This is a genomic window from Streptomyces laurentii, from assembly GCF_040635425.1.
Lineage (GTDB): Bacteria > Actinomycetota > Actinomycetes > Streptomycetales > Streptomycetaceae > Streptomyces > Streptomyces laurentii.
The window spans coordinates 20,740-34,749 of record NZ_JBEYHT010000050.1; the positions used below are offsets into that span (position 1 = coordinate 20,740).

Below are 14,010 nucleotides of genomic sequence, written 5' to 3' on the forward strand. Positions count from 1 at the left end.
GAAGGTCATACCGGATGAAGAGGACATAACATCACATACTGCCTTCGTGGGGCCCGGTAAAGCGGGAAAACCGGTCGCGGCGGCACGGGAAATCCCCCTAAGGTCGTGCGCTTCGGCTCCGACGGGCGAGTGTGTCCGCGTGTCTGCGCGGGGGTGTCCTGTGGCGGGGGCCGGGATTTCGGGGTGCCCGGAAGTCGGGACACCCCGGATGTTCGTGTGCCCGCATGTCCGCGTGTGTCCGTATACGTCCGTATGCGTCCGTATGCGTTCGCATGTCTGGATGCACGTGGGTCGGTTCTGCTTCCGATACGTCCACCACGAGGAGGGAACGAAGATGCTGCGGCTGTACGCGACGGTCGCCGCGGGTGGTTTCCGGCGCCATGCCACCTACCGGGTGGCCACCTTGGCCGGGGTGTTCACCAACACCGTGTTCGGTTTCGTCCTGTCGTACACCTACATGGCCCTCTGGGACGCGCGCCCCGGCCTCGGCGGATACGGCATGGGCGATGCGCTCGCCTATGTGTGGATCGGACAGGCCCTGATCACCGTGTGCGGGCTGATGGGCGGCGGCTTCGAGGACGAGCTGATCGAGCGGATCCGTACCGGCGACATCGCCGTCGACCTCTACCGGCCCGCCGACCTCCAGGCCTGGTGGTTCGCCGCCAACCTGGGCCGGTCGGGCTTCCAGCTGCTCGGCCGGGGCATCGTGCCGATGGCGTTCGGCGCGCTCGTGTTCGACCTGACGCTGCCGTCCCGGCCGTGGACCTGGCTCGCCTTCGTGCTGGCGGTGGCGTGCGGCTCGGTGGTCGGGTTCGCGGTCTGGTACCTGGTCGCGATGAGCGCGTTCTGGCTGCTCGACGGGCAGGGCGTGGTGCAGGTGGCCTGGCTGAGCGGGCTGTTCTTCTCCGGGATGCTGCTGCCGTTGAACGTCTTCCCGGGCGCGCTGGGCGAGGTGGCGCGGCTGCTGCCGTGGGCGTCGATGCTGCAGGTGCCGGTCGACGTCTATCTGGAGCGGTACACGGGGTGGGGGCTGCTGCGGGCGTACGGATTCCAGCTGGGCTGGGCGGTCGCGCTGCTGGCGGCGGGGCGGGCCGTGCAGTCGGTGGCGACGCGGAAGGTGGTGGTGCAGGGTGGCTGAACGGACCATGGAAGGCGGGGGAGTCGTAGGGGACGGCGCGGGGTCCTGGCGTACGGACGAGGTGGTGGCGTGGCACGCGCGCCCGGCCGAGGCCTGGCGCACCTACCGGATGGTCGCGGGTATGTGGATCCGCTCCACCCTCGCGTACCGCGTCTCCTTCGCGCTGGATCTGCTGGCGAGCCTGGTCGTGACGTTCTTCGACTTCGTCGTGATCCTGCTGATGTTCGGTCAGGTCCGGGGCCTGGGCGGGTTCTCCTTCGCCGAGGTGGCGCTGCTGTACGGGGCGTCGGGGACGTCGTTCGGGCTCGCCGATCTGGTGATGGGCCGGCTGCCGAGGCTGGGCCGGCGGGTACGGGACGGGTCGTTCGACCTGTTCCTGCTGCGGCCGGCGCCGGTGCTCGCGCAGGTGGCGGCGGACCGGTTCGCGCTGCGCCGGCTGGGGCGGGTGATCCAGGGGCTGATCGTGCTCGTGTGGGGTCTGCTGCTGCTCGACGGCGTGGTGTGGACGCCGCTGAAGGTGCTCCTGGTGCCGGTGATGCTGGTGAGCGGGGCGGTGATCTTCTCGGCGCTGATGGTGCTCGGCGCGTCGGCGCTGTTCTGGATGCAGGACGCGGCGGAGGTGACGAACGCCTTCACCTATGGCGGCAACACACTCCTCCAGTACCCGCCGACGATCTTCGCTCAGGACCTGGTGCGGAGTGTCGTCTACGTCGTCCCGCTGGCGTTCGTGAACTGGCTGCCCGCCCTGTACCTCCTGGACCGGCCGATGCCGGCCGGGGTGCCGGGGTGGGCGGCGTTCGCGTCGCCGGTGGCGGCGCTGGGGTGCTGTGCGGTGGCGGGCGTGGCGTGGCGGGCGGGGCTGCGCGCGTACCGCTCGACGGGGAGTTGACGCACGGGGCGCGGGGCGTAAGAGAGACGTGGGACGTAAGAGACGCGGGATGTAGGAGAGAAGGATCCGGTCATGGCGTTCATCGAGCTGGACGGTCTGGAGAAGGTGTTCACGGTGCGCCGCCGGGCGGGGCTGCTGCGCCGGGAGAAACGGGAGGTCAGGGCGGTCGACGGGATCTCGTTCGGGGTGGAGCGGGGCGAGATGGTCGGCTACATCGGCCCGAACGGGGCGGGGAAGTCCACCACGATCAAGATGCTCACCGGCATCCTCACCCCGTCCGGTGGCCGGCTGCGGGTGGCCGGGATCGACCCGTCGAGCGAGCGGAAGCGGCTGGCCCGGCGTATAGGAGTGGTGTTCGGGCAGCGCACCACGCTGTGGTGGGACCTGCCGCTGCGCGACTCGTACACGCTCGTCCACCGGATGTACCGGATCCCCGACGACCGGTTCCGCGCGAATCTGGCCCGCTGTGTGGAGCTGCTCGATCTCGGCGACCTGCTGGACGTGCCCGTACGCCAGCTGTCCCTCGGTCAGCGGATGCGCGGTGACATCGCGGCGGCGCTGCTGCACGATCCGGACGTGCTGTATCTCGACGAGCCGACGATCGGTCTGGATGTCGTCTCCAAGGCGAAGGTGCGGGGCTTTCTGCGTGATCTGAACGCCACACAGGGGACGACGGTGCTGCTGACCACCCACGATCTGACCGATATCGAGCAGTTGTGTTCACGGGTGATGGTGATCGACCACGGGCGACTGATGTACGACGGGGATCTGGCCGGGCTGCACACGGCGGGGGACGGGGAGCGGCAGCTGGTCGTCGACCTGGCACACGAGTCGGCGCCGATCGAGGTGCCCGGCGCCCGGTTCGTACGGGCGGAGGGACCGCGGCAGTGGCTGGCGTTCCCGGCGACCGCGTCGGCGGCTCCGGTGGTGGCGGCGGTGGCCGCCGCGTACCCGCTGGCGGACCTCTCGGTGCGGGAACCGGACATCGAGGCGGTGATCGCGAAGATGTACGGGGGAACTCGTGATGCGGGCCGGGAGTCTGTCAGGTAGGGAGGTGAAGCGATGGTCAGCTTCACGTACACGGCGGCCGACGAAGAGAAGAGCCGCGGCGTCCGACGGATGAAACGCCTGGCCACCGGGCTGCTGCTCGGTGTCGCGGCGGTCTATGCCCTGGCGACCTGGGCCCGCGGCGCGGGCGCGGGCGGCTGGGCGGGCTACGTGGCGGCGGCGGCCGAGGCGGGCATGGTCGGCGCGCTCGCGGACTGGTTCGCGGTGACGGCGCTGTTCCGGCATCCGCTGGGGCTGCCGATCCCGCACACCGCCATCATCCCGACCAAGAAGGACCAGCTGGGCGCGTCACTCGGCTCGTTCGTCGGCGAGAACTTCCTGTCGGCCGACATCGTACGGGGGCGACTGCGCGGCTTCGGCATCGCGCGGCGCCTCGGGGCGTGGCTGGCCGAGCCGGCGCACGCGGAGCGGGTGACCGCCGAGCTGGCGACGGCGCTGCGCGGGGCGCTGACGGTGCTGCGCGACTCCGACGTGCAGGCCGTCGTGGGCGAGGCGATCACCCGGCGGGCGGAGGCGGCGGAGATCGGGCCGGGGCTCGGCAAGACGCTGGAGCGGGTGGTCGCCGACGGCGCGCACCACCGGGCGGTCGACCTGGTGTGCGGGCGGGGCCGGGACTGGCTGGTGCGGCACGGGGACTCGGTCATGGACGCGGTTCAAGGCGGTGCGCCGGGCTGGACGCCGCGGTTCGTGGACCGCAGGATCGGCGAGCGCGTGTACAAGGAGCTGCTGCGCTTCGTCACGGAGATGCGGGACATGCCGGACCACCCGGCGCGCGGCGCGATCGACCGGTTCCTGCGGGACTTCGCGGCCGACCTGCAGTCCGACACGGAGACCCGCGCGCGCGTGGAGCGGCTGAAGTCGGAGCTGCTCGCCCGGCCCGAGGTGCAGGACATCATCGCGTCGGCCTGGTCCTCCGTACGGGGGCTGATCCTGGCGGCGGCCGACGACGACCAGAGCCAGCTGCGGCGCCGCGCCCGCGCCTCGCTGATGTCGCTGGGGTCGCGCCTGGCCACCGACGAGCGGCTGCAGGGCAAGGTGGAGCGCTGGGCGGAGGACGCGGCGGCGTATGTGGTGACGACCTACCGGAACGAGATCACCTCGCTGATCACGGACACGGTCGCGGGCTGGGACGCCGACCAGACCTCGAAGAAGATCGAGGCGAACATCGGCCGCGACCTGCAGTTCATCCGGATCAACGGCACGGTGGTGGGCGCCCTGGCGGGCCTGCTGATCTACACGGTCAGCCACGTGCTGGGGGCCTGACCGCCTGCCCGGGGTCACGGCGCGCGCAGGGCCGCGTCGAGGTGCTCCCGTACCGGTGCGAACAGCTCCCCGTACGGCACGTACCGCTCGATCGCGTCGCGCCCCGCCCAGACGACTCCGCCGTCCGGCCGCTCCTCGCTCACCAGGCTCTCGGGTACGCACGCGATGTACGCCATGTCCTGGCCGGTCTGCGGGTGTGTGCGCTCCCCGAGCAGCCGTACGGCGGTGACGGCGAGCCCGGCCCCCGCCCAGGCCGCGCGCACGGCCGCGCCCTCGGGCGTCTGGCCGGCCTCGACCGGGCCGACGGGGAACCGCCAGAACGGTTCGCCTTCGCCGGCCTGCCCGCGCACGAGGAGTACGCGGTGCTCATGGACGACGACGGCGACGACGATCCCCTGCTGTGTCATGCGGGGATCGTATCGAAACGGGTAAAACGCCCTCGTCAGGCAGCCTTGCGGCTCACGACGTACGAGGCCCCGGCCATCACGCCGGCCACCGAGAACACCGCGGGCCACGCCCCGATCTTCTTCGCCAGCGGGTGCGACCCGGCGAACGCCGCCACATACCCGGCCCCGAGCCCTGCGGCCCCCTTCGCCCCGGCGGCCCGGTACCACTCCCGCCCGGCCACGGCCCCGGCCGCCGCGAGCACGGCCCCACCCAGCGGCCGCTTCTTCGTCCACCGCGCGACGGCATACCCCCCGACGAGCCCGGCGGCGGCGATGGCGGGGGAGAGGGTGCGGGTGCTGGGCATGACGACGGGCCTTTCTCGCGGCGACGGTCTGACTCCTTGAGCCTAACGAGGCCACGCGGGCGGCGGGGGCCTTGGTGGACTTCTGCCAGGGGGAGGGGCTGACTGCGGCTGCCCTTCAGGAGGAGAGTGCGGCGTCGAGGTAGTCCTGCACCGGCTCGAACAACCCGTATGGCACGTACTCCGGGATCTCGCCGTGGGTGACCCAAGCCAACTCGGCCAGTTCCTCGGTGTCCGCTACGTGGGCCGTACCTTCCAGCACCTCGCACGCGGTGTACGACATCAGCCGCCCCGTCTTCGGATGAACGCGCTCGCCGAGCAGCTTCACGGCCGCCACGGTCAGCCCGGTCTCCTCCCGCGTCTCCCGCACGGCGGCGTCCTCGCGGGCCTCGCCAGCTTCGACCGCACCGGCCGGGAACTGCCAGGAGAGCTGTCCTTCGCTGACCCTGCGGCGCACCATGAGTACACGTCCCTCATTCACGACGATGGCGGCGGCGATGCCCGGTTGCTCGTCTGTCTTCTTTTGCTGTGCCACGTGCACCTCTCCAGGTTGGCCAGGATGGGTGGGAAACGACTGGGGGAATGACAGCGCACCCTGTCCCTGCGCTCGGCGCATCCCCCGCCGAGCCCGGCAGAGGATGTGACTGAGTCAGGAACACGGGTGCAGGGCTTGAAGTGGGTCTTTCACGCAGACAACCTTGGCTAACCCGAGCTTGACGAGTTACCGGCTCGCTTGGTCTCGCCCCTGTCCTTCCCTGCTTGCGTCAGAGAACAGCAAGGTGGGCTCGGCGAGGATGTCGCGGCCGGCCTCGCTCTTGTAGATCTCGTCGACGCTGCCGAAGCGCGCCTCGCTGTAGTCGAGGTCGAGCATCTTCGCGGCCTGCCGGACGGACGCCTCGTCGGGACCTTCGATCTCGATGAAGGTGGGGAGATCAGGCCAGGTGTCGAAGTCGAAGTTGACCTCGCCCAAACGCCATTCCTCCCGGTAGTTCTCCTGGTAGCGGACCTCGGCGAGTCCGAGACGGCGAAGGATGTCGGCCATGGCGTGGAGGTCGCCGACCTCGGTCTCGATCTCGGTGGTGCCATCGATCGTGGTCGCGTCGGTGACCTGCTTGAGCGTGAGGGTCGAGCGAGGCCCCTCGTTACGCAGCCGCAGCCAGGCGCCTGTGTCGAGGGCGTCGTTCTCGAAGATCTTGCGGGTGAGAAGGGTGCGGGGGAGCGCTTGTGTGGCTCCCAGGGCGATCAATTTGTCATTGAGGGCGGGTACATCGATGTTCAGGAACGTGGCTTCGTACTCGTGTTTCATGTTCGTTTCCTTGCCCTGGCGGGTCAGTTCTCGGCGGGGGTGATGGGCAGGGCCCGCGCGGCTCGAATGGTCATGCGGCCGACCGATGCGGGAGCCGGGCGAACTGGAACGCGAATCCAGTGGGCTGGAACCCGGCTCAAGGCGGTGAGCGCGCTGCGCCGTCGACCGGGAGTACTCGATGCCGCAGAGCCTCGCGATCGAGGATGAACTCGGTGTCGGACAGCCCTGCTTCTCGGACAAGGCGCTGCATGCGGCTGCCGACATCGGTAGGGGGTTCTGCCCCACGAGTGAGTGGCCAACCGGCTCGGAGCGCTACAACACGTCGCCCTCGATCTCCGTGTACTCCTTGCGGATCAGGTCGATGACCTCGTGGGACTCGGACAGCTCAACTCCATTGATAGAGCTGAGCGCCCGCACTCCGATGGCCGCGTTGGTCGCGAAGGCTGCCCGCATGTCCGTCACGTCGGCGAGACGGACGGGCGCCGTGTCGTGGTCGTGAGCTCCCTTAAGCAGTTCCATGGTGACGCCGACCAGGCACTCGGCTTCAGGCCAGATCACTCGGCTGCCGTCGAAGAAGCCGATGTTCCAGGTTCCTCCCTCCGAGACATACTGGTCTTGGTCGATGAACAGAGCGTCGTCGAATCCATCAAGCTGCGCCTGGCGGCGGTGGTGCAGACTGGCGAAGAGGCCGATGCTTTTCACGGTTGGGATGTCCCGCGTGTATGCGGTCGACCGTACCCGGAGGGGCGGGAGGGGGAGGGCGCCAGCGGGCCGTGAGGTAACCAGCACGTGTGGAGACCTCGCCGAGACTGGGCGCCCGAGATCGAGGCCAGGGTCGAAAATCGTCACGCGGATCGTGGTGGAGCCCGCCGGTGGAAGGGCGCGGCGGGCCAGCGCGCGGACCCGCTCCGTGTCGAGGCTGACGCCGAAGAGCGTTCGACAGTCTCGCCGAAGCCTCTCCATGTGCAGAGCAAGGCCGCGCACTCGGCCGTCATCTACTCGCATGGATGTGAAGTGGCCGTAGTTGGTGAGCGCCAGGGCCTGGATCTGAGCGAGCTCGACCGGTACTCCGTTGAGTTCTGCCATGCGGTCAGAATGCCACCTGACATATTGACTCAACTCTAGAAGACAGACAGAGCAACTGAGTTCGGCGACATTCTGGTCGTTGGGCGGGCGGAGGGGTATCTACGGAGAGGTCGCCACAGTCATGTAGGGGTCCATGCGTCCGAAGGGTGGAATCAAAGAGGGAGCGCGCCGGAAGGACCCACGAAGCGTGCCGCGCTGCGGCAGCGGTTCGAGTGGAAGCCGCGACCCTCGTCCGGGGCAGGGTGGTTGGCCTGGAAGGAACTCGCCAGCGGAACAACTGCTCGTCAGATAACCTGATTGTGGATCAGTCGCCGTCTCCCGCACTCGGGAGCTGACACGTGTCGCCGTCACCCCCACTGGGGTGCTGACACTCAAGGAGCAGCAGATGTCCGGCAAGGACTACAGCTACGACATCCCGGAGCACTCGATCGAATACGTTCGGGTGGATCCGATGTCCATCAAGTTTGACTCCCGCGCCCAGCGCAATCTCAACAAGCCGCGTGCGCGGGCGATCGCCGAGAAGCTGGTTCCCACCGCGCTCGGGACGCCGATCCTCTCTCAGCGTGAAGATGGCATGTACGCGGTCGACGGCATGCATCGCGTCTACGCCTGCCAACTCATCATGGCCGGGGAGGTAGCGGTCTCGGAGCAGGTTCGCAACGCCATCCAGACCGTAACGTGCGAGGTTCACTCAGGTCTCTCGATGGCTAACGAGGCGTCACTTTTCATCATCAAGAATAAGGAGTCATCGAAGGTCGGTCCGAACGATGAGTTCAGGATCGGCGTGCTGGCTGGCCACCCACTCTTCGTGGACACCAACACCGTGTTGGAGAAGCATCAGCTCAAGGTCGGCAGTCGTACCGCCAACAAGGTGGGCGGCATCAAGGCGATTCTCGGCATTGTCGAGGAACACGGCCCTGAGATCCTGGACCAGTCGCTCACCATCGCTGAAGAAGCCTGGGGTCGTACTCCGGACACGTGGCACGCCGTCACTGTCGGGGGGATCGCCACGGTGATCTCGAAGCACCCCGAGGTGGTTAAGCACCCAGAGCTGGCGCAGAAGCTCAAGCGTCAAGGGGACCCGCTTTCCTTCAAGGCCAAGATCCAGACCATCGCCACCAACAACAACACCCGGCTTGATGGCAGTAAGGGGCGAATGAAGGCCGCCCACTTGGCCGTCGCTTCCGCCTGGAATGCGAGCCGCCGCACCAACCGCATTCCTGTCCCGAACATCTTCGAGTAAGCCCAAGAGGCGCGACACCTCGCTCCGCGTGCTCGGGGCGGGGTGTCCTGCTGTGTTCGCACGGCTTCATGGCTTGAGTCTCAGTGGGTCCCGGCCAGAGACTTCGTACGGGTTGCCGACCGTATGGATCAACCGGAGTGCTCGACGGATACGCCGTCGACGAAGGTCTTCCACGTCCTCGCGGGCACAACGAGGACGGAGCCTCCTCGAAGCTTTGAGTCTCGCACCAAGGTTCCCGTGGGTGTGTGGGCGCACTCCACGCACTCGCCTCCTGAGCCGTTGCTGTAGGAGGACTTGAACCAGCGGAGAGCAGCGGGTATCGGGTCACTCATGTCGTGTATTCCTTCAGTAGGGACCTGATGAGGGTGGCCGAGTGGTGCGGGCTCGCGGCGGCGGCGCGCAGGTTGTCGAAGGCTCTGGTGTAGGCCCGGACTTCCTCCGCCCCCTCAAGGTAGATGGCGTCGGTGATGCCGTCTCGGTAGACGATGTCCGGGTCTTCGGGGTCGGGGAACCCCAGCATGGTGAACGTGCCGGTGGCGGGATAGCGGCCAGCGTCGAAGGTGAGGACTTGGAGAGTGACGCTGGGGAGTTCCGCCATGTCCAGCATCTTCTCCAGTTGTTCGCGCATGACGGCTCGATCGCCGATGACGGATCGCAGGGCGCCTTCGTGCACGACGAACCAGGCGTCGGGGGCGTGGACGGCTTGGAGCTTCGCTTGGCGTTCCATGCGGACACGCACCGCACGGTCGATGGCTTCCTCGGACATCTGATTGGTCGCACGGTGGAGTTCGGCGGCGTACGTAGGGGTCTGCATGAGGCCGGGGATGAACTCGCACTGGTACTGGCGGAACGTGGAAGCGTCCTGCTCCAGGCCGATGTAGATCGAGAACCAGGCGGGCACTCCATCGCCATGCGCCTGCCACCAGCCCTTGGTCTTCGCCTGTCTCGCCAGTGACTTCAGGAACTCGCGTAGCTCGCCATCCACCCCGTAGAAGCGGCAGAGCGCTTCGACATCCGAGGGCTGGACTCTGCCCGTCCCCGTTTCCATGCGGTTGACCTTGGAGCCGCTCCAGTCGAGCGCGGTTCCGACGTTGGCGCAGGTGAAGCCGCTCGACTCGCGGAGCTTCTTCAGCTCGATCGACAGGCGCCGACGGCGGGCGGTAGGTGAGCCGGCCATCACAATCCCTTCATTTCCACGGGAGTTCAGTCTGTACGCCATGGCCAAGGCTGCCAATCACTCGATAGTGGGAATCCCTCCATGCACATTGCATAACGGGATGCCGCGACGCGATGCTTGTGACTCGTCACGATCTGTCATCGAGGTGAGAGGTGTGGAGGGCGACATGGGCGAAGACGGGTGCATGATCAGGCGGCCGTGGGAGCTGCCGTTCGCGGCTGAGGCACAGGAAGTGGCCGGGCTGCGACGCATCGTGCGGCTCCATCTCAAGGCGTGGGGCTTGCCTCGACAGATGGGTACCGCTCAACTCTGCGTGAGCGAACTCGTCTCGAACGTGGTTCGGCACGTGGGGCCGGGGACCCCTACGTCCCTCCGCCTGCTGATGAACGGAACGTACCTGCGCATCGAGGTGCGCGACCCCGACTGCGAGAACCTGCCGACGCTCATCGCCGCCACCCCCGATGCCGAATCAGGTCGAGGTTTGGCGCTCGTGGACGCGATGGCCGACCGGTGGGGCGTCTTGTTGGGTTCGGACCGCAAGGTGACGTGGTGTGAGATCGCCACTGATCTCCGTACCCCCAACGGTCATACGGGAGGTACGCGTGTCACACGAGCGGAGGCCATGATCTCCCTCTACGGCGCGGTGGCGTCCCCGCGCGCGATCGACGCGAGTCGTCTGGCCGTAGCAGTGGCCAAAGACGCGGCGATCGACGTGATCGTGGACCTCCTGCATTGGATGGGTGCTCACGGATACGACCCCGACGACGTACTCGACATCGCGACGGCACGATTCGAATCCTGTCCCTGAGCTGGGGTGCCTCCTCAACGAGGTGGCGAGAACTCGGCTGTGCCGCCAAGCCCTGTGATCTAGATTTCGTGCATGGGGATTCGAGACATGCTCAGCGAGGTTGCCACCACCTACGACAGGACGGCCGGTTCGGGGCGTGACGTGAAAGGGCAGCAAGTCCTTCGAGCGGTTGCGAACCGTACCGACCTCGCCCTTCCGCCAGGCTTCTGGGCGAAGGGACACGGGGGACAGACCACGCCGGCCGCAACCCCGTGGATCGGCGTCTTCGAGGAGAACGGTCAGACTGACCCGAAGCAGGGGTTGTACCTCGCCTATATTTTCAGCGCCGACTTGAAGAACGTCTCGCTGACCTTGCAGCAGGGGATCACCTGGCTGGAGACGCGGCTTGGTAAGGGCAAGGCGCGCGAACAGCACCTTCGACGTGAGGCCGCCCGTCTGCGTCGAGCCATCCAGCGGCAGGAACGACAGAACTGGATCGATGAGCCGCGCTTTCGCGACAACGCTGATCGCCCCAAGGCGTATGAGGCGGCCAGCGTTATCGCCAAGACGTATGACACCACGGCTCTGCCGAGTGACGTCGCACTGATGGAAGACCTTCTCCGGGGCATCGGGTTCCTTCGACTCACCAAGGCGGTCCATCAGGGCTTGTGGGAGAGCGACGGTCCCGAGGGCGTGGAGATCTCCTATGACCCGGGCGAGCACGGCACCCCGTCGAGTGATGATCCGCTGGCCAACTTCCTGCCCAAGGACAGCAGTGATTACAAGGCGGAAATCACTGGCCGCCAGCAGGTCAAGCGGCGGAGTCACGAGGCGCTTGTCAACGACTTCGGTCTGCACGTCGTCCAGCGCGGGTTCGAGCCGATCACCCGCCTCCAGCACCCCAAGGACTTGGTGCTGCGCGCCCAGGGCGCACCGAAGGACTCGGGGGAGGAGTGGCTGGTCGAGGCGAAGGTCGTCCGCGACGGAAACCCGACGCAGGCGGTACGCGAAGCTGTTGGACAGCTCTACGAGTACCAGCACTTCCTCTACCAGAAGCAGCCCGAGCCCTTCTTGATAGGGCTTTTCTCCGAGGAGATCGGTGCCTACGCCCCGTACCTGGAGAAGCGTGGAATCGCCTCGATATGGCGAGACGGGGCCGGCTGGGACGGCTCCCCCAGGGCACGGGAGTGGGGCATGACCTCCTGACACTCAGTGTAGTTACCGCCTCAGGCCCTCGTCGCGGCCGTGGCAGTCGCCGTACGTCTCCTTCGAGCCGCACCAGCACGGGGACGTGCGGGGCGGGGGCCAGGGGGTGGCGAGGCCGCGGGCGGCGAGGGTCGTGGTGTATTGGGGGAGGAGGGCCGGGGTGGCCGGGGAGGTGGATTCCGAGGCGGCGAAGGCTTCGTAGGACGGGACCGTCGCCGGGACGATGCCCAGGTTCGGGGTGCCCGACTGGGCCAGTTCGCGCAGCGATGCCTCGATGTCCGTCAGGTGGGCCCGGTACGTGGGGTACTCGGCCTCCAGTTCCGGGTACGCCGCGAGGAGTTCGTCCAGTTCCGCTTCCGGCCAGTGCAGGACCGCGACCGGGAACGGGCGGGACAGCGCCGTGCGGTAGGAGCCCAGTTCGGTGCGGAGGCGGGTGATCTCGGCCTGGAGCTCGGCCGGGTCGGAGGAGCCCAGGGCCCACAGGCGCTTCGGGTCGTGCAGTTCGTCCAGCGGGACGGCCGCCGTGTGGAGGCGGTCCGCGAGAGTGTCGTGCTCGTCGTGCGGGAGGGCGAGCAGCCGGCGGACCCGGTGGCGGCCGGTCAGCAGGGACTGGAGGGCGTACGTGATCTCCTGGGCCGGGTCCACGAGCAGGCGGGCCGCCTCGGTGAACGTCGCCTCCGCGTCCTCCAGCTCGTCGTGCGCCTCCAGCGTCTCCGCCGCGATCTCCCACGGCGCCGGCTCCGCCGGGCGGGCGGCCCGGACGCCGGTGATGATCGCGCGGGCCTCGGCCTCGTGGCCGTACTCCCAGAGGTTCGCCGCCTTCAGCGCCCTGATCAGGAACGGTTCGGCGGGCTCGGGGCAGGACAGCAGGTCGTCGTAGAGGGTCGTCGCGCGTGCGCGGTCGCCCGCCAGTTCGAGGTGCGCCGCCGCGCGGAGCAGCAGCGGTTCGCGGTCCTCCGGGTACTGCCCCGCGGTACGGAGCAGGCGCTCGGCTTCGGTGGTGTGGTCGGCAGGCGTGTCGGGGCGCATGTCGTCCACCGTACTGCTGTACGGCCCTGGAGAGTTGGCGCACGAGCGCTTATCGTGCCCGCCGTGCGAGCCAGGGTGCGCGGGCGGGTGCCGGTCGTCGTTCAGGTGCGCCGGCGGCGCCCGCCTGCCGTCCGCGTGCTGCGGGCCGCTGCCGAGGCTCTCGTCACCTGCGGTCTTGTCGTCCTGCTGTTCGTCGTCCACCAGCTCTGGTGGACCAACGAGCAGGCCCAGGCGCGCGCCCAGGGGCAGGTGAGGAGCCTTGAGGAGGGGTGGGGTGCCCCCGGGACTCCCGAGGCTCCCGAGATCCCCGAGATCCCCGAGATTTCCGATGATCCCGAGACTCCCGGTACCCCTGATACCTCCGATGCTCCGGTGACGGCCGGCGGCGCCTCCACCGACCCCGTACGGACGGGCGCCCCGTCCGACGCCCCGTACGCCGTCCTCCGCATCCCCCGCCTCCGTCTCGCCGTCCCCATCGCCCCCGGCACCGACAAGCGCCGCGTCCTCGACCAGGGCTTCGTCGGCCAGTACCCCGGTTCCGCCGCCCCCGGCCGCCCCGGGAACCTCGCGCTCGCCGGGCACCGCAACACCCACGGCGAGCCGTTCCGCCGCCTCGACCGGCTGCGCCCCGGGGACGACGTCACCGTGCGGACCCGGCAGGGCACGTACACCTACCGCGTCGACCAGGTGCTCCCCGCCACCTCGCCCCGCGACACCGGCGTCATCGCGCCCGTCCCCCGCTCCCGGTACCACCCGGCCGCCGGCTACGACCGGCCCGGCGCGTATCTCACCCTCACCACCTGCACGCCCGAGTTCACGTCCACCTACCGGCTGATCGTCTGGGCGAAGCTAATCTCGTCCGAGTGATAAAACGCCGGCCCCACCTCCTCTGGCTGCTCGTTCCGTACGTGCTGTTCGTCGTCGCCCTCCCCTTCGTGAATCGCGGCATATTCCTCTTCTTCTGGCTGCTCGGGGCGACCGTCCTGACGCCCCTCGCCGTCGGCCTCGCCCACCGCGGTGACCGGAAGCGGACGTGGAAGCGCGCGGAAGAGAGGCGCTCGTGAGCACCG

At 68.3% G+C, this 14,010-nt stretch carries 17 protein-coding genes; 9 read left to right on the forward strand and 8 right to left on the reverse strand.

Features of this window, described 5'->3' with window-relative positions; translation table 11 throughout:
• The first annotated feature begins 337 nt into the window (after nucleotides 1–337).
• The 4 genes from ABZ693_RS26450 to ABZ693_RS26465 all read left to right on the forward strand — a co-directional run bounded on the left by ABZ693_RS26450 (nucleotide 338) and on the right by ABZ693_RS26465 (nucleotide 4,358).
• Entirely contained in the window at nucleotides 338–1,138 is an 801-nt protein-coding gene (locus ABZ693_RS26450; RefSeq protein ID WP_359882064.1) for an ABC transporter permease, read from the forward strand.
• On the forward strand, nucleotides 1,131–2,027 hold the full coding sequence (locus ABZ693_RS26455) for an ABC transporter permease (protein ID WP_435842548.1): 897 nt from the start codon (nucleotides 1,131–1,133) through the stop codon (nucleotides 2,025–2,027). The genes ABZ693_RS26450 and ABZ693_RS26455 overlap by 8 nt, the downstream gene beginning before the upstream one ends.
• 72 nt (nucleotides 2,028–2,099) lie before the next feature.
• Nucleotides 2,100–3,077 carry an ABC transporter ATP-binding protein gene (locus ABZ693_RS26460; protein WP_359881971.1) on the forward strand — a complete coding sequence of 326 codons (978 nt, stop codon included), beginning with the start codon at nucleotides 2,100–2,102 and terminating at the stop codon, nucleotides 3,075–3,077.
• A gap of 12 nt (nucleotides 3,078–3,089) precedes the next feature.
• Nucleotides 3,090–4,358 carry a DUF445 domain-containing protein gene (locus tag ABZ693_RS26465; RefSeq protein ID WP_359881974.1) on the forward strand — a complete coding sequence of 423 codons (1,269 nt, stop codon included), beginning with the start codon at nucleotides 3,090–3,092 and terminating at the stop codon, nucleotides 4,356–4,358.
• A 14-nt stretch (nucleotides 4,359–4,372) separates the two neighbouring features.
• On the opposite strand, the gene ABZ693_RS26470 is transcribed toward ABZ693_RS26465, so the two are convergent.
• The 5 genes from ABZ693_RS26470 to ABZ693_RS26490 form a co-directional block, all read right to left on the reverse strand.
• Nucleotides 4,373–4,765, reverse strand: coding sequence for an NUDIX domain-containing protein (locus ABZ693_RS26470; protein WP_359881977.1), 393 nt, complete (start codon nucleotides 4,763–4,765; stop codon nucleotides 4,373–4,375).
• Nucleotides 4,766–4,800: 35 nt separating this feature from the next.
• A complete protein-coding gene (locus ABZ693_RS26475; protein WP_359881979.1) occupies nucleotides 4,801–5,109 on the reverse strand; it encodes a hypothetical protein in 309 nt (102 codons plus the stop codon).
• A 115-nt stretch (nucleotides 5,110–5,224) separates the two neighbouring features.
• Nucleotides 5,225–5,641 carry an NUDIX hydrolase gene (locus tag ABZ693_RS26480; RefSeq protein WP_359881981.1) on the reverse strand — a complete coding sequence of 139 codons (417 nt, stop codon included), beginning with the start codon at nucleotides 5,639–5,641 and terminating at the stop codon, nucleotides 5,225–5,227.
• Between the two features lie 186 nt (nucleotides 5,642–5,827).
• Nucleotides 5,828–6,412, reverse strand: a complete 585-nt coding sequence (locus ABZ693_RS26485) for a class IV adenylate cyclase (RefSeq protein WP_359881984.1) — start codon at nucleotides 6,410–6,412, stop codon at nucleotides 5,828–5,830.
• 312 nt (nucleotides 6,413–6,724) lie between these two features.
• Nucleotides 6,725–7,498, reverse strand: a complete 774-nt coding sequence (locus ABZ693_RS26490) for an aminotransferase class IV family protein (protein WP_359881987.1) — start codon at nucleotides 7,496–7,498, stop codon at nucleotides 6,725–6,727.
• A gap of 385 nt (nucleotides 7,499–7,883) precedes the next feature.
• Between ABZ693_RS26490 and ABZ693_RS26495 the strand changes: the two genes are divergently transcribed.
• Entirely contained in the window at nucleotides 7,884–8,741 is an 858-nt protein-coding gene (locus ABZ693_RS26495; RefSeq protein ID WP_359881990.1) for a DUF6551 family protein, read from the forward strand.
• A 128-nt stretch (nucleotides 8,742–8,869) separates the two neighbouring features.
• Here ABZ693_RS26495 and ABZ693_RS26500 read toward each other — a convergent pair whose 3' ends face one another.
• Complete coding sequence (locus ABZ693_RS26500) at nucleotides 8,870–9,073, reverse strand: DUF397 domain-containing protein (protein WP_359881992.1); 204 nt, start codon at nucleotides 9,071–9,073, stop codon at nucleotides 8,870–8,872.
• Nucleotides 9,070–9,918 (reverse strand): helix-turn-helix domain-containing protein, encoded by an 849-nt coding sequence (locus ABZ693_RS26505; protein ID WP_359882069.1) that lies wholly within the window; start codon nucleotides 9,916–9,918, stop codon nucleotides 9,070–9,072. Before ABZ693_RS26505 ends, ABZ693_RS26500 begins: the two co-directional genes overlap by 4 nt.
• Nucleotides 9,919–10,072: 154 nt before the next feature.
• On the opposite strand from ABZ693_RS26505, the gene ABZ693_RS26510 reads away from it, so the two are divergent.
• Together ABZ693_RS26510 and ABZ693_RS26515 are read left to right on the forward strand one after the other, a co-directional pair.
• A complete protein-coding gene (locus ABZ693_RS26510; protein ID WP_359881993.1) occupies nucleotides 10,073–10,726 on the forward strand; it encodes an ATP-binding protein in 654 nt (217 codons plus the stop codon).
• Nucleotides 10,727–10,798: 72 nt separating this feature from the next.
• Nucleotides 10,799–11,911 (forward strand): MrcB family domain-containing protein, encoded by a 1,113-nt coding sequence (locus tag ABZ693_RS26515; RefSeq protein ID WP_359881994.1) that lies wholly within the window; start codon nucleotides 10,799–10,801, stop codon nucleotides 11,909–11,911.
• A 12-nt stretch (nucleotides 11,912–11,923) separates the two neighbouring features.
• Here the strand turns inward: ABZ693_RS26515 and ABZ693_RS26520 are convergent, their stop codons facing one another.
• Entirely contained in the window at nucleotides 11,924–12,940 is a 1,017-nt protein-coding gene (locus ABZ693_RS26520; RefSeq protein WP_359881996.1) for an SEC-C domain-containing protein, read from the reverse strand.
• 63 nt (nucleotides 12,941–13,003) lie between these two features.
• Between ABZ693_RS26520 and ABZ693_RS26525 the strand changes: the two genes are divergently transcribed.
• Both ABZ693_RS26525 and ABZ693_RS26530 read left to right on the forward strand, forming a co-directional pair.
• Nucleotides 13,004–13,807: a class E sortase gene (locus tag ABZ693_RS26525; protein ID WP_359881997.1), complete on the forward strand. Its 804-nt coding sequence runs from the start codon at nucleotides 13,004–13,006 to the stop codon at nucleotides 13,805–13,807.
• The gene (locus ABZ693_RS26530) at nucleotides 13,804–14,004 is read left to right on the forward strand and encodes a hypothetical protein (protein WP_359881999.1); all 201 of its coding nucleotides are present in this window, start codon (nucleotides 13,804–13,806) and stop codon (nucleotides 14,002–14,004) included. Before ABZ693_RS26525 ends, ABZ693_RS26530 begins: the two co-directional genes overlap by 4 nt.
• Nucleotides 14,005–14,010 lie beyond the last annotated feature (6 nt).

What these genes read in the sequence shown, in the direction of transcription:
- ABZ693_RS26460 (WP_359881971.1), top strand. Translation starts at nt 2,100, where the DNA reads ATGGCGTTCATCGAGCTGGACGGTCTGGAGAAGGTGTTCACGGTGCGC.
- ABZ693_RS26465 (WP_359881974.1), top strand. Translation starts at nt 3,090, where the DNA reads ATGGTCAGCTTCACGTACACGGCGGCCGACGAAGAGAAGAGCCGCGGC.
- ABZ693_RS26470 (WP_359881977.1), bottom strand. Translation starts at nt 4,765, where the DNA reads ATGACACAGCAGGGGATCGTCGTCGCCGTCGTCGTCCATGAGCACCGC.
- ABZ693_RS26475 (WP_359881979.1), bottom strand. Translation starts at nt 5,109, where the DNA reads ATGCCCAGCACCCGCACCCTCTCCCCCGCCATCGCCGCCGCCGGGCTC.
- ABZ693_RS26485 (WP_359881984.1), bottom strand. Translation starts at nt 6,412, where the DNA reads ATGAAACACGAGTACGAAGCCACGTTCCTGAACATCGATGTACCCGCC.
- ABZ693_RS26490 (WP_359881987.1), bottom strand. Translation starts at nt 7,498, where the DNA reads ATGGCAGAACTCAACGGAGTACCGGTCGAGCTCGCTCAGATCCAGGCC.
- ABZ693_RS26495 (WP_359881990.1), top strand. Translation starts at nt 7,884, where the DNA reads ATGTCCGGCAAGGACTACAGCTACGACATCCCGGAGCACTCGATCGAA.
- ABZ693_RS26500 (WP_359881992.1), bottom strand. Translation starts at nt 9,073, where the DNA reads ATGAGTGACCCGATACCCGCTGCTCTCCGCTGGTTCAAGTCCTCCTAC.
- ABZ693_RS26505 (WP_359882069.1), bottom strand. Translation starts at nt 9,918, where the DNA reads ATGGCCGGCTCACCTACCGCCCGCCGTCGGCGCCTGTCGATCGAGCTG.
- ABZ693_RS26515 (WP_359881994.1), top strand. Translation starts at nt 10,799, where the DNA reads ATGGGGATTCGAGACATGCTCAGCGAGGTTGCCACCACCTACGACAGG.
- ABZ693_RS26520 (WP_359881996.1), bottom strand. Translation starts at nt 12,940, where the DNA reads ATGCGCCCCGACACGCCTGCCGACCACACCACCGAAGCCGAGCGCCTG.